The organism is Pseudoalteromonas sp. 31A1 (assembly GCF_011378815.1).
GTDB classification, from domain to species: Bacteria; Pseudomonadota; Gammaproteobacteria; order Enterobacterales; family Alteromonadaceae; genus Pseudoalteromonas; species Pseudoalteromonas arctica.
Genome location: NZ_WTKY01000014.1, coordinates 14,237 through 28,156 on the forward strand (window position 1 = coordinate 14,237; position 13,920 = coordinate 28,156).

13 protein-coding genes are annotated in these 13,920 nt (G+C 40.8%); 10 read left to right on the forward strand and 3 right to left on the reverse strand.

Annotated features, from left to right (window positions below):
- From ispG to der, 5 genes are all read left to right on the forward strand, one after another.
- Positions 1–1,119 carry a flavodoxin-dependent (E)-4-hydroxy-3-methylbut-2-enyl-diphosphate synthase gene (gene ispG, locus GQR52_RS13285; protein ID WP_165728753.1) on the forward strand — a complete coding sequence of 373 codons (1,119 nt, stop codon included), beginning with the start codon at positions 1–3 and terminating at the stop codon, positions 1,117–1,119.
- Positions 1,120–1,255: 136 nt separating this feature from the next.
- Positions 1,256–2,536: a histidine--tRNA ligase gene (gene hisS, locus GQR52_RS13290; RefSeq protein ID WP_165728754.1), complete on the forward strand. Its 1,281-nt coding sequence runs from the start codon at positions 1,256–1,258 to the stop codon at positions 2,534–2,536.
- A gap of 19 nt (positions 2,537–2,555) precedes the next feature.
- Entirely contained in the window at positions 2,556–3,176 is a 621-nt protein-coding gene (locus GQR52_RS13295) for a tetratricopeptide repeat protein (RefSeq protein WP_007583431.1), read from the forward strand.
- Between the two features lie 10 nt (positions 3,177–3,186).
- Positions 3,187–4,365 carry an outer membrane protein assembly factor BamB gene (bamB, locus tag GQR52_RS13300; protein ID WP_165728755.1) on the forward strand — a complete coding sequence of 393 codons (1,179 nt, stop codon included), beginning with the start codon at positions 3,187–3,189 and terminating at the stop codon, positions 4,363–4,365.
- Between the two features lie 74 nt (positions 4,366–4,439).
- Positions 4,440–5,906 carry a ribosome biogenesis GTPase Der gene (der, locus tag GQR52_RS13305; protein ID WP_024592997.1) on the forward strand — a complete coding sequence of 489 codons (1,467 nt, stop codon included), beginning with the start codon at positions 4,440–4,442 and terminating at the stop codon, positions 5,904–5,906.
- Between the two features lie 80 nt (positions 5,907–5,986).
- Here der and GQR52_RS13310 read toward each other — a convergent pair whose 3' ends face one another.
- Together GQR52_RS13310 and GQR52_RS13315 are read right to left on the reverse strand one after the other, a co-directional pair.
- The gene (locus tag GQR52_RS13310; protein WP_165728756.1) at positions 5,987–6,490 is read right to left on the reverse strand and encodes a zf-TFIIB domain-containing protein; all 504 of its coding nucleotides are present in this window, start codon (positions 6,488–6,490) and stop codon (positions 5,987–5,989) included.
- Positions 6,491–6,531: 41 nt separating this feature from the next.
- Positions 6,532–7,119 (reverse strand): DUF4202 domain-containing protein, encoded by a 588-nt coding sequence (locus tag GQR52_RS13315; protein WP_165728757.1) that lies wholly within the window; start codon positions 7,117–7,119, stop codon positions 6,532–6,534.
- A 227-nt stretch (positions 7,120–7,346) separates the two neighbouring features.
- Here GQR52_RS13315 and GQR52_RS13320 point away from each other — a divergent pair, with 227 nt between their 5' ends.
- From GQR52_RS13320 to GQR52_RS13335, 4 genes are all read left to right on the forward strand, one after another.
- Complete coding sequence (locus GQR52_RS13320) at positions 7,347–9,074, forward strand: DUF885 domain-containing protein (RefSeq protein WP_165728758.1); 1,728 nt, start codon at positions 7,347–7,349, stop codon at positions 9,072–9,074.
- A gap of 50 nt (positions 9,075–9,124) precedes the next feature.
- Positions 9,125–9,832 (forward strand): winged helix-turn-helix domain-containing protein, encoded by a 708-nt coding sequence (locus tag GQR52_RS13325; RefSeq protein WP_165728759.1) that lies wholly within the window; start codon positions 9,125–9,127, stop codon positions 9,830–9,832.
- A 154-nt stretch (positions 9,833–9,986) separates the two neighbouring features.
- The gene (locus GQR52_RS13330; RefSeq protein ID WP_165728760.1) at positions 9,987–10,325 is read left to right on the forward strand and encodes a transcriptional regulator; all 339 of its coding nucleotides are present in this window, start codon (positions 9,987–9,989) and stop codon (positions 10,323–10,325) included.
- 121 nt (positions 10,326–10,446) lie between these two features.
- Positions 10,447–11,757: a DASH family cryptochrome gene (locus tag GQR52_RS13335; protein WP_165728761.1), complete on the forward strand. Its 1,311-nt coding sequence runs from the start codon at positions 10,447–10,449 to the stop codon at positions 11,755–11,757.
- A gap of 26 nt (positions 11,758–11,783) precedes the next feature.
- Here GQR52_RS13335 and GQR52_RS13340 read toward each other — a convergent pair whose 3' ends face one another.
- On the reverse strand, positions 11,784–12,860 hold the full coding sequence (locus tag GQR52_RS13340) for a YeiH family protein (RefSeq protein ID WP_165728762.1): 1,077 nt from the start codon (positions 12,858–12,860) through the stop codon (positions 11,784–11,786).
- 121 nt (positions 12,861–12,981) lie between these two features.
- Here GQR52_RS13340 and GQR52_RS13345 point away from each other — a divergent pair, with 121 nt between their 5' ends.
- A complete protein-coding gene (locus tag GQR52_RS13345; protein ID WP_165728763.1) occupies positions 12,982–13,860 on the forward strand; it encodes a LysR substrate-binding domain-containing protein in 879 nt (292 codons plus the stop codon).
- The last annotated feature ends 60 nt before the right edge of the window (positions 13,861–13,920 follow it).

The following is a 13,920-nucleotide window of genomic DNA, read 5'->3' on the forward strand; positions in this document are numbered from 1 at the left end:
ATGTTTTCAGAATCTCCAATTAAACGCAGAAAATCCACCCGTATCAATGTAGGTAACGTCCCTATTGGCGACGGCGCCCCTATTGCTGTGCAATCAATGACCAACACCGACACCATGGATGTTGATGCAACTGTTGCACAAATTCAGGCAATACAAGCTGCCGGTGCCGACATAGTTCGCGTATCTGTACCGACTATGGACGCTGCTGAAGCGTTTAAAAGTATTAAAGAACAAGTGACTATTCCGCTAGTAGCCGATATTCACTTTGACTACCGTATAGCCTTAAAAGTGGCAAAATACGGCGTTGATTGCCTGCGTATAAACCCGGGTAATATAGGTAGCGAAGAGCGTATTAGAGCTGTAGTAGACTCTGCTCGCGAGCACAACATTCCTATTCGTATTGGCGTAAACGGCGGCTCACTAGAGCGCGACTTACAAGAAAAATACGGCGAACCAACACCAGAAGCCTTATTAGAATCAGCAATGCGCCATGTAGATATATTACGTCGCCTTGATTTTGACCAGTTTAAAATATCGGTAAAAGCGTCTGACGTATTTTTAGCGGTAGGCGCCTATCGCTTACTCGCTAAAGAAATAGACCAACCACTGCATTTAGGTATTACCGAAGCGGGCGGAATGCGCTCTGGCTCTGTTAAATCTGCAGTAGGTTTAGGTATGCTACTTGCCGAAGGTATTGGCGATACCCTGCGAGTGTCGCTTGCTGCCGATCCTGTTCAAGAAATTAAAGTCGGCTTTGATATTTTAAATTCACTGCGTATTCGTGCTCGCGGTATTAACTTTATTGCCTGCCCTAGTTGTTCACGTCAAGAATTTGATGTGGTAAGCACCATGAACCAACTTGAAGAGCGCTTAGAGGATATTATCGAACCTATGTCTGTTTCGGTAATTGGTTGTGTTGTAAATGGACCAGGTGAAGCACTGGTTAGTGATATAGGGCTTGCCGGTGCAAACCGTCGTTCTGGTTTGTATATAAATGGCGAACGCCAAAAAGCGCGCATTGATAACAACAACATTGTTGAGCAGCTTGAAGGTTATGTACGCGACTTTATAGAGAAAAAGCAGAGCCAAACACCGATTGACATAAAAATAGTCGAATAAATACCGCATAAAGCGCCAAACAGCGGTGTTTGGCGTTTACCTTTATAGCCAAAACGCTATAATGTCAGGTCAATTTTTAGCATTCTTGTTGTGTAAGCATTTTTTATTACACAAAAACAGCATTTAGGATTTAGCAGTGGCAAAACAAATTCAGGCAGTTCGCGGTATGAACGATTGTCTGCCGGGCGATACACAAGTTTGGCAGAAAGTAGAAAACATTTTACGCGAGACAGTAGCATCGTTCGGTTATCAAGAAATTCGTTTTCCTATTGTAGAATCAACCGACTTATTTAAACGCTCTATTGGTGAAGTTACCGATATAGTAGAAAAAGAAATGTACACCTTTGCCGATCGCAATGGCGACTTATTAACACTTCGCCCAGAAGGCACCGCAGTATGCGTACGTGCTGGCAACCAAAATGGCTTACTATACAACCAAGAACAACGCCTTTGGTACATGGGTCCAATGTTTCGTCACGAGCGTCCGCAAAAAGGTCGTTACCGTCAGTTTCACCAATTTGGTTTAGAAACATTTGGTATTGCTACAGCCGACATAGACGCAGAAGTTATTTTATTAACAGCGCAACTATGGGAAGCCTTTGGTATTACTGACCACGTTCGTTTAGAGCTAAATTCTTTAGGGTCTAACGAAGCGCGTGCAGATTACCGCGATGCGCTAGTAGCCTATCTTGAGCAACACCTTGATGTGCTTGATGAAGACTCAAAACGCCGTATGTATTCAAATCCATTACGCGTACTTGATAGCAAAAACCCAGACGTACAAGCAATTTTAACTGATGCGCCTAAATTGTCTGAAAATTTAGATGCTGAATCAAAAGAACATTTTGAAAATTTATGTGAACGTTTAGACGCGGCTGGCGTCTCATATACGGTTAATGAAAAGTTAGTACGTGGTTTGGACTACTACAACCGCACTGTATTTGAATGGGTAACCGACGGTTTAGGCGCACAAGGCACTGTATGTGCTGGCGGACGTTACGATGGCTTAGTTGAACAACTTGGTGGTAAAGCAACGCCAGCAGTTGGTTTTGCAATGGGTCTAGAGCGCTTAGTGTTATTACTACAAGCACTTGAGTGCGTAGGTGACATTCGTCGTAATGCTGATGTATATTTAGCAGCAATGGGCGACAAAGCAAGCATTCAAGCTCCTGCAATTGCAGCGCAACTACGCAAAGACGTACCGGGTTTACGCGTTATGGTACATGCGGGCGGCGGCAACTTTAAAAAACAATTAAAACGTGCTGATAAAAGCGATGCACTTGTTGCAGTGATTATTGGTGAAGATGAATTAGAAAAAGGCGTTGTGACCATCAAGTATTTACGCGAGCGTAAAGAACAAGTCACATTAGAATTAGAACAAGCTAAAGCGCTATTAGCTGAGCTTATTAACGGCTAAGCGAACATTAGAGGTAAGAATGGATATTTATTCAACAGAAGAACAACAAGCAGAAGCCATTAAACGCTTTTTCCGTGAAAACGGCATTTCACTTGCGCTAGGTATACTTGTTGGCCTAGGTGGCTTATATGGCTGGAAAGCATATAACCAAAACCAAATTACTACCGCTGAAAAAGCATCAGATTCATATACAGCGCTTGTTGAAAGCGACGATGTATTATCTTCAGCTGATGCGTTTATTAGCGAAAATAAAGACACAAACTACGCAACACTTGCTGCATTTGTAGCTGCAAAAGACGCAGTAGAAGCGAAAAAACTAGACGTAGCAAGCGAAAAGCTAAGCTGGGTTGTGTCTAATACGCCAAATACAGAATTAAAAGCAATTGCGATTACACGTTTAGCACGTGTTCAAATTGCGCAAACTAAATATGACGATGCATTAACAACATTAAATGCACCATTACCTGAAGCGTTCAATGCAAACGTGGCCGAGCTTAAAGGCGATATTTACACTGAGCAAGGTAATAAAGATCAAGCACGTACTGCATACCAAGCAGCAATAGATGCGGGTGGATTAACAAGTAACCCACTATTACAAATTAAGTTAGATGACCTAGCAGTAACTAGCCCAGCGGCATAAGGTTTTAGGCATGAAAAAATTTACAACAGCAGCCCTTGCCCTATGTATGGCAACATTGATGGGTTGTTCATCAAGTGATGATGAAGATGAACTAGTACTTCCTGAAATTGTAAACCAATTTGAAACTGACGTTGTTTGGCAAGAATCTGTAGGTGATGGCGTAGAGCATTATTTTTCTCGTTTAACACCCGCAGTTTACAAAGATACTGTGTATGTTGCTAGCCGCGAAGGCCAAGTAGAAGCGCTTTCGCTTGATAATGGCGATACAAAATGGGAAACCGATGTACGCCAAGACTTATCATTTTGGCCTTGGGCTAACAACGGAAATGCAAAATTATCAGGTGGTATTTTGCAAGCCTATGGTAAAATTTATATAGGTTCTGAACACGGCTTTATTATTGCTCTTGATCGCGAAACCGGTGAAGAAGTTTGGCGTAAAAACGTACCAGGCGAATCACTGTCTAAACCAACAGCAGGCGATGGCTTAATATTTGTAAATTTAGGCTCTGGTAAATTGTTAGCCCTTCACCCAGATACAGGCGAAGAGCGTTGGAGCTTTGAACAAGAAGTTCCACCACTAACATTACGCGGACAAAGCTCGCCAACCGTTGCTAACGGTGGTGTATTAGTAGGCCTTGAAACAGGCAAGCTAAGCGTATTAATTTCAGACAGTGGTTACTCAGCATGGAGCGCAGAAATTGCGGTTGCTAAAGGCGCATCAGAATTTGAACGCCTAGTTGACGTAGACACTCAACCACTTATTAGCGGTCCATACGCTTACGCTATAGCTTACAACGGCAACTTAGCTGCTGTAGATATTCGCTCTGGCAATGTTGTATGGAAACGCGAGTACAGCAGCTACCGCGAAATTGCGATGGATGCACAAACAATTTATTTAGTAGATAGCGATGGTGTTATTTACGCATTAGATAAAAATTCAGGTATTGAACGTTGGAGCCAACCCGCTCTACGCGGTTGGTACCTAACAGGCCCTGCAGTTGCAGGTAGCCACTTAGCTTTAGGCGACCAAGAAGGTAACCTACATTGGCTAAATAAAGAAACTGGCGAGCTAGTATCTCGTGAAGACTTTGACAGCTCGGGCTTTTTTGTTGAGCCAGTTGTTGCCGACGATAAGCTAATTTTATACACCCGTGATGGTGAAGTTAGTATGGTAAAAATACCAAACTAAGTTACTAATAGTCATATGGTTTTTTTAAGGCTTCGCACTGCGAAGCCTTTTGTTGTTTTTTAAAGAGGTAGTTTATGCTTCCCGTGATCGCTCTAGTTGGGCGACCCAATGTGGGCAAATCCACATTATTTAACCGTTTAACACGTACTCGTGATGCACTCGTAGCCGATTTTCCAGGTTTAACACGAGATAGAAAATATGGCCAAGCTAGTTACGATGGCTATGAATTTATCGTGGTAGACACGGGCGGTATTGATGGCTCAGAAGAAGGCATCGAAATCGAAATGGCAGATCAATCTCTGCTAGCCATTGAAGAAGCCGACATTGTTCTGTTTTTAGTAGATGCTCGTGTAGGTATGACCGTAGCTGACCAAGCAATTGCTAATCACTTGCGCAAGCAAGATAAAAAGTGTTTTGTTGTTGCTAATAAAACCGATGGTATTGATGCAGATTCAAACTGTGCTGAATTTTACCAATTATCATTAGGTGAAATTCATCATATTGCTGCATCGCATGGCCGTGGTATTACGTTATTACTTGAGCAAACACTTCAGCCGCTTATTGCTGAATTAGCTGCACAAGACGAAGACGTAACAGGCGATGACGAAGAGCTTATTAATCTTTACGAAGAAGATGAAGACAGCGATACCGATCACCAGGCATTTGCAGACAAACCTGTAAAGCTTGCAATTATTGGTCGCCCTAACGTTGGTAAGTCAACGCTTACAAACCGTATACTGGGTGAAGATCGTGTAATTGTATACGACATGCCAGGTACAACACGTGACTCTATCTACATTCCGATGACTCGAAATGAAAAAGAGTATGTGTTAATTGACACCGCAGGTGTTCGTAAGCGTAAAAAAGTAAGTGACGTAGTTGAGAAGTTCTCAGTTATAAAAACGCTTCAAGCAATCGAAGATTGTAACGTTGTGTTATTGATTGTTGATGCTCGCGATGGTATTTCAGATCAAGATTTAAGCTTATTAGGCTTTGCGCTTAACTCAGGTCGTTCATTGGTAATTGCAGTGAACAAATGGGATGGCTTAGACGATTACGTTAAAGATCGTATTAAATCAGAGCTCGATCGCCGTTTAGGCTTTATTGACTTTGCACGCCTACACTTTATATCTGCACTACACGGTACAGGTGTTGGTCATTTATTCGAGTCTGTTGACGAAGCGTATGAATCAGCGACTAAACGTATAAGTACTGCAATGTTACGTCGTATTATGGACATGGCTCAAGCCGATCACCAGCCGCCACTTGTTCGTGGTCGTCGTGTTAAGCTCAAATATGCGCATGCCGGTGGTTATAACCCACCACGTATTGTTATTCACGGTAACCAAGTTAAAGATTTACCAGATAGTTATAAACGCTACCTGATGAACTACTACCGTAAAGCGCTTAAAATTATGGGCACACCTATTAAAATCGAATTTAGAGAAGGTGAAAACCCATTTGCTGGTCGTGTTAATAAAGTAACACTGTCGCAAAAGCGTAAAATACGTGCATTTGCTAAAGAAAACCGTAATAAATAAACTTTTCAAGCGTTAGTTTATTACAATAAAAACGGCGTACTTTTTAGTACGCCGTTTTTGTTTTAATATGTTATTAAGAGTTACAAACCAAGTAAAGCTAAGCGCACTAAGTTTTCCACCGTGGCTTCATGTGCACTTTTATTTTTATTAGTTGGCATAAACCTAGAAGTAGGTGATTTAATAGTTATAAAGCCATGATTGGTTGCCATTTCATGAGCTAATAGCTTTCGCTCTTTAGGTGTTAAATGGTTTTCGTGTATTTTTGCCAGTTCACCGCTATCAAGCCATATGCCTGCACAACCTGGGCATTCGTCTATTTCAACCACTTTAAGCGGTGAAAAATACCGGCGCATCATCACAATACTTGGGCATTTAGGACAATTTACTCGCATTGAGACATCGCCCTCACCTTCAATATAGTTACTTAAGTGTTTAAGTAATACCTGACCGTGCTTTAACTCTGGCGAGCTAAACTTAAAAATTTGGCTGTTATCAAAAAATACGCCACCTTGCACTGAAGTGTAAACAGTAATACCGCCAATTAATAACGGCTCAAGAGAGGCATTTGTACGTGGGCATAACATTCTAAAAATCCTTTTTATTTTAATACCTAGCTTACACTACTTTACTCAAGCGCTTTATGAATAAGCCCAACAAGTGGATCTGGTAATGTAATATTACCTGTAAGTACAAACTCATGGGCTTCATCTGACATTTTTTGCCATGTGCGGCGAATAATACCAATCCATTTTTCTTCATTGTAATCTGGTTTTGCATTGGCAAACCCAAGCATGTAGTGTTCAATAAACACCAAACTCGCTACATCTTCTACTAATTGGCTATCTGGATTGCGCTTAATATCTTTTTTAGCAACAGCGTTATAAACACGGTTTTGGTCCGTATCGTTAAACCCAGCTTGTTTCATTAATTCAACGGCTAGTAACGCATGAAAAATATAAAGAGCACTGCGCCACTGATGATAGCCCTGCTTATTCATTTCAAAGTCACTACGCGGCGACTTCCAACGCTGAATATGCTGTGCGCGCACTGCAATTTGCATAAGTTCATTGGCAGCTGGTTTAAAGCGAGTTAGCATTTCGCTCATGCGTAGGGCGTATAAACTTTCTTTTGGGAAATTTTCGCCATTGTGTTGTTCGCTATTAGGATCTTGATTATTCGCTTCATCAATCAGCGCTATTACTTTATTAAACATGACGACCTTTATTGTAATTAGTTTTAATCATTCTAAACGCTGATAAAACAATAAACTAGTGGCCCACTCACTTCAGCGGTGAAATTTGTTCAATCAAAAAGTAAAACCAATTGATACTGGTTATAAAAGTAAGCGCATTAATAAAGTTAACTTGGTACTATATTAAAAACAAAAATGATAAATGTGCGTACACTAATAAAAATTAACGCGCTAAAAATGAGAATAATATGTTCAAAAAAACAATTTTAGCTATTTGCTTAGCTGTAGCATCACTGCCGAGCGCAGCCGATAGCAATGCAGATTTAAAAACCATTATTGATAACCATTGGCAAAATGCAAAAGCCGAAAAAATATTCTTTCGTACCGACCCTGATGGTTGGAAACCCAGTGGTACATTACCAAATTGGACCGAACAAGCCATTGCAAAGCGCCAAGCTTATAATAACAATGTATTAAAAAACTTAAGTAAAATAGATCCTAAAACGCTGAGCAGCTCGCAGTTAATGAACTACCGTTTATTTAAATACGAGCGAGAAACAGAGCAGCAAAGTTACCTTTTTCAAGATAAGTATTTTCAGGTTAACTTTTTAAGTGGCTGGCATACCTACTTTGCCGAAGCACCGGCTAATATGGCATTTTTAACACCTGATGATTACAACGCATTTTTAGTAAGCCTTGCCGACTACCCTCGCTTTAATCAAGAAAACATTAACTTGATGAAGGAAGGAATTGAACTGGGGTATACGCACTACTGCAAAACATTTGAAAATTACAGCCAGAGCATTAACGCTCATATAGTTAAGCAACCTGAAAACAGTGCCTTATACGAGCCTTTTACACGTATACCAAATACGTTTACAGCAGAGCAAAAGGCCACATACCAAAATAAAGCAAAAGCCTTAATTAGCTCAAAAGTAGTACCAGCTTATCAGCACTTTTACGACTTTTTTGAAAACGATTACATGCCTAACTGTAGAGCAGAGCCAGGTATTTCAAGCGTTAAAGGCGGGCTTGAGTATTATAAATATGCGGTAAATTATTACACCACAACCAATGCAACACCCAAGCAAATACACGAGCTTGGCTTAAAAGAAGTGGCGCGTATAAAAACGCAAATGCAAAACATTATTGATAAAGTAAGCTTTGATGGCACTTATGCTGAGTTTTTAGAATTTTTAGCAACCGATGAGCAATTTTACGCAACAGACGCGCAAGACTTGCTTGAAAAAACAGCTTTTATAACGCAAAAAATGTATGGCAAGTTACCCACCTACTTTGGCCATTTACCACGTAACACCTTTACAATAAAAGGCTCAGCGAGTCGTGGCGCGTTTTATATGCCACCGGCTGATAATCGCTCACCGGGTACTTATTTTTTAGCCTCAACACCTAAGCTACAACCTTTATATAATTTAGAAGCACTTAGCCTACACGAAGCAATACCAGGGCATCATTTACAAAACGCCATTGCAATGGAGTTAGACGTGCCCCAGTTTAGACGCACACTTAGCCACTCAGCATTTGGCGAAGGCTGGGCGCTTTACACCGAGCGCTTAGGCAAAGAAGCCGGCTTTTATCAAAACCCTTATAGCGACTTTGGTCGTTTAGGTTACGAAATGTGGCGCGCAGTGAGGCTTGTTGTTGATACAGGTATTCATGCATTTGGCTGGAGCCGCCAAAAGGCAATAGACTACTTGGCAGATCACACTGCATTGCCACAAAGCGCGGTGGAGGATCAAATAGATCGTTATATATCATGGCCAGGCCAAGCGCTTTCGTACAAAATGGGGGAGCTAAAAATACGCGAACTACGCGCAAAAGCTGAACAAGAACTAGGTGCTAAGTTTGATATTCGCAGCTTTCACGACACCGTAATCGGCCAAGGTTCATTGCCTATGTCAGTACTTGAGGATGTAATAAACGATTGGATAGCAGAGCAAAAATCGGCTATTTAACATTAAAGGAGGCGGTATTATTTACCGCCTCTTTCTAAATGGACTTTTTAATGAAACAAATCATTATTTTCATACCACTCATTTTATTTAGCAGCCAAGCTAATGCGTTTTGTTTAGACGCATCAAACTACATAGAGGGCGTAAAATATGGCGTTTGTGGGGAGCAAACAGATTCAATTTCCCTTACGCCTTATTTTATTATATGGATGCTTTTAAACGTGTTATTTGGGCAAATGCTTAATAAACCAAATATACACGTGGGATTTAAATATTTACTTTTTCTTTGTACGTTCCCACTGAGCCCGTTAGTACTATTAATGAATTTAACTGGAATGATGGTATCTCGCATTTATAAAAAACATTCAAACACCGCAAAAAACAAAGCCCAACCTAACCATGATTGCGCGGAACCTGTTATAGAAAAACCGAGCGTTAAGCAGCTAATAATTGGTGAGTACACTTTTGACAGCATGCAACAGGCCTTAATTAAAGAAGATAACCACTTCACATTAGAGCCTAAATGCATGCAGGTACTAAGCTATTTAGTTGAACAACAACCAAGGATAGTTAGCCTAGAAGAGTTACATAATAATGTATGGGAGAATCAAATAGTAACCGACACTGCAGTTAGGCGAGTTATTAGCAAACTACGTGTAGCCCTTAACGATAACGACACAAAAAACCCCAAATATATAAAGTCTGTAATGAAGCGAGGTTATCAGCTCATAGCAGAAGTTAAATCACAACCCACTGAATAGCAATGATTTATTAAAGTTATAACCGAGGTAATATCGTGGTTATAACTTTATAATAACTAGTTAACAGCTTTATTATCGTTATTTTTTACCTAACGTTTTAATTTATTTAGGCGCTGTAGAGCGACCCATAAAATTAAATAATTAAGGAAAAAATATGAAACATTTACTGCCGCTAGCACTATTATTAATTACAACATTAGTTACCATCAGTCTAATAGGTAATGCGCAATGTATTGAAATAGGTAACGCATCTATTGCCAGTATTTCATTCGGCACGTGTGATTTATCAAGCGCTAAAACAACGCTATCACCACTCGTTACTATTTTTTGGTTAGCAATGAATATGCTTTTTGCAATCATATTGCCTAAACCATCTATTGCTAAAAAGTACAAAATTGCTTTATTTATTTGTAGTTTACCGCTTAGCGTATTTGTGTATTTAATTGCTTATGTATCTATTAACCTCACTAACACGACCAAACCAGTTAAATAAAACCTAAGCAGGTGAGTAAGTAATACTTGCTCACCGCTTCATTACTAAAACTTGCAGCTGACTAATCCCTACCGGCTTTTACTTCGTAAAGTTAATGATTTACAAAAACCAGAGCATAAGTATGAGCAAACGCATTTTATATTGGCTACAAAACGATTTACGAATAGACGACAACCCTATTTTAAGTGAACTTGCTACTGGGCAATGTACACTCGATATTATATTTGTAATAAATCCGCATTGGTTTAAAAATAATAACTACCAACAAAAACCATATGGCGTGCATAAACAACAGTTTTTAATGCAAAGCCTGTTTGAACTACAACAAGCACTTATTGAACGCGGGCAAACACTACACGTGCTTAAAGGCGAGCCAATAACACATTTAAAAGCGCGTATAACTGCGCACAATATTGATGAAGTGGTTTATAGCGAGCAAGTAGGTTTGTACGAGCAACGCCAAATAAGTTTACTTAAAGCGCATTGCCCAAATACAAAATTTACAGGCGAGCTGCAAGACACCCTATTTAAACAAAGCGACCTACCTTTTGATTTAAACGAGCTGCCTAAAAGCTTTACCCCGTTTCGTAAAAAGGTAGAGGCAGCCAATATACCTATAACCCTCTCAATGTTACCTGAAGGTTTACTCCCTCAACCTATAACATTATGTGCGGCCAAACCAATTGAGCTTACTGATGACAACAACGCGATAATGCACGGCGGATTTAAAAGTGCGCAAGCTCATTTAGCGCAGTACTTTTCGGGCTTACTGCCAAGTACCTATAAAACAACTCGAAACGAGCTTGATGGCTTTAATAACACCACAAAATTTAGTACTTGGCTTGCCTTTGGTTGTGTAAGTGCACGGCAAGTTTATAAAGCGGTTGAAGAGTACGAACATAAACATACCGCAAACGAATCAACTTATTGGATTAAGTTTGAATTGCTATGGCGAGAGTATTTTAAATGGCATGCACTCAATGCGGGCAACAGGCTGTTTAGCTTTAAAGGTCAAAAGCAAACCAAACCCCTAACAACGTTTATACCAAACCGATTTGCTGCATGGTGTAACGGCTCAACGCCCTTCCCATTGGTCAATGCCATTATGAATGAGCTCAATGCTACTGGCTATATATCAAACCGAGCAAGGCAAGTTGCAGCGAGCTGCTTAGTTAACGAACTTGGTCTTGATTGGCGCTATGGCGCGGCTTATTTTGAACAGCAATTGATTGATTACGACGTAGCCGCAAATTGGGGCAACTGGCAATACATAGCGGCCGTAGGTGTAGATCCGCGTGGCGGTAGGCACTTTAATATACAAAAGCAAACCGCGCAGTTTGATCCACACGGTATTTACACTAATAAATGGCAAGGTAATAAAAATACCAGCGCGCAGCTGGATGACTTAAACGAAGTTGATTGGCCAATTTAAGCCAATCAACTTTTGCAAAGCAACGTTTAAAACAGCTCAGCAATACCCACATTAATTGCAAAGCCGCCTAACGTTAAAAACAAAAATAAACACAGCGCCAGTAACAGCGGTTTAATACCCGCTTGGCGAATTGCCCCAACATGTGTGCGTAAACCCAAAGCCACCATCGCAATGGTGAGTAATATATTATCAAACCAAACAACTGCGTTTGTAGTCACTTGAGGAATAATAGAGAGTGAATGCACACCACTTGCCACTATAAATAACACCGCAAACCAAGGGATTGTAATACCCGCTTTTTGCTCGCCGCCATGTGCGTTTATTTTTGTATGCTTTTTACTTTGCCAAAATGATAAACCTACTAAAAATGGCGCAAGCATCATCACTCTTAGCATTTTCTCAATTACAGCGGTGTCGGCCGCGTTAGCGCTTACCGCAGTGCCCGCCGCAACCACTTGCGCTACTTCATGAATGGTTGAGCCTACAAAAATACCGTACGCGTGCTCGCTCAATCCCATGTACTCAAACATTATTGGGTAGGCAAACATGCTTAGCGTACCAAACACCACCACCGTTGCTACCGCTACTGATACTTTATGCGCCTGTGCTTTTATAACAGGCTCGGTTGCCATCACCGCTGCAGCGCCACAAATAGAGCTACCCGCGCCAATTAATATAGTTGTTTGCTCATCTAGCTTAAATACACGTTTGCCAAGTTGAATTGCTAATATAAATGTACCAACAAGCATAACAATGTCGGTTAGTAAGCCACTCCAACCAACGCCCGCTACTTGCGTAAAGGTTATTCTAAAACCAAACAACACAACGCCCGCTTTGAGCAAAATACTTTTAGCGTAATCAACGCCCACATCGGTATGAGTCGCTATACGCGAAAAAATACTGTTACCCACAATAATACCAACCACAATACCAATAGTGAGTGAGCTAAATTGCGCAGTTTGCATTATTGATAATTTACTAAGCGCAACAGCAACGCCCGCAAGTACAATAACCAGTAACATGCCAATCCACCAGCGAGAGTCACCATACTGTTTAGTGTTAACACCTAAAGGCTGTAACCCATTTTTAATAGTGCTAAGCATGATATTCCCTCAATCAAACAACTCTAATTAGTTGACTTCATTTTAATAAAGGCCAAAATATAACTCCAATATATTAAAATCATGATTCGATAACTTAAGGTTATGTAATTTGAGAGGCACAATGAATTTACATGCACTTAGGGTGTTTTATACGGTAGCAAAGCTTGGTAGTTTTTCAGGCGCAGCCGAGGCGCTTTTTATAAGCCAGCCGGCGGTATCTAAAACGCTAAAAGAGCTTGAGTATCAACTAAACATACAACTTATTGAACGTGCATCTAAAGGCAAAAAACTCACTTTAAGTGAAGGCGGGCAAGCGCTTTTTGAACATGCGCGTAGTATTTTTGCTATCGAAAAAGCCGCCATTGAAGATATTAAATCGCGCACAGGGCTTAAGCGCGGCACACTTGTTATTGGCACCAGCACAACGATTGCCAGCTATTGGCTGCCTCCTTACTTAGCTAAATTTTGCGCGCAGTTCCCACATATAAAAGTGGAAGTACAAGTGGCCAATACTGCGCAAATTGAACACGCATTACTTGAATGCACTATAGATTTAGCACTGGTTGAAGGCACGCCGACTGAGTCGCATATAATAAGTAAGCACTGGCAAAACGATTTAATGAGTGTGGTTATACCCAGTAACTTTAAGCCCACGAAAGACTTAAAAGCATGGTTAAACAAACAATTTTGGCTACTGCGCGAGCCGGGCTCGGGCACTTTAGAAATGTCGGTTAAGTTACTAGCCCAACATGGCGTAATAGCAGAGTGCAGTATGCAATTGGGCAGCAACGAGGCAATAGCAAGGGCAGTAGCACAAGGAATGGGCGTGGCTTTATTGCCTAATGTAGTCACTGAGGATTTAGTGCAGCTTGGTAAATTAACACGCCTGAGTCAAAAAAATAACGAGCAACTCTCTCGGCCACTGTATCAACTACATTATAAAGACAGGCCCTCTTCGCATGCTGCACAAGCATTCGGAAAAAGCCTGTTTAATGAATAATGTTTAATCTGAGCTGTAAGCCGAGTAAGAAAACGGTTGTGTAACATTAATCGCTTGTTG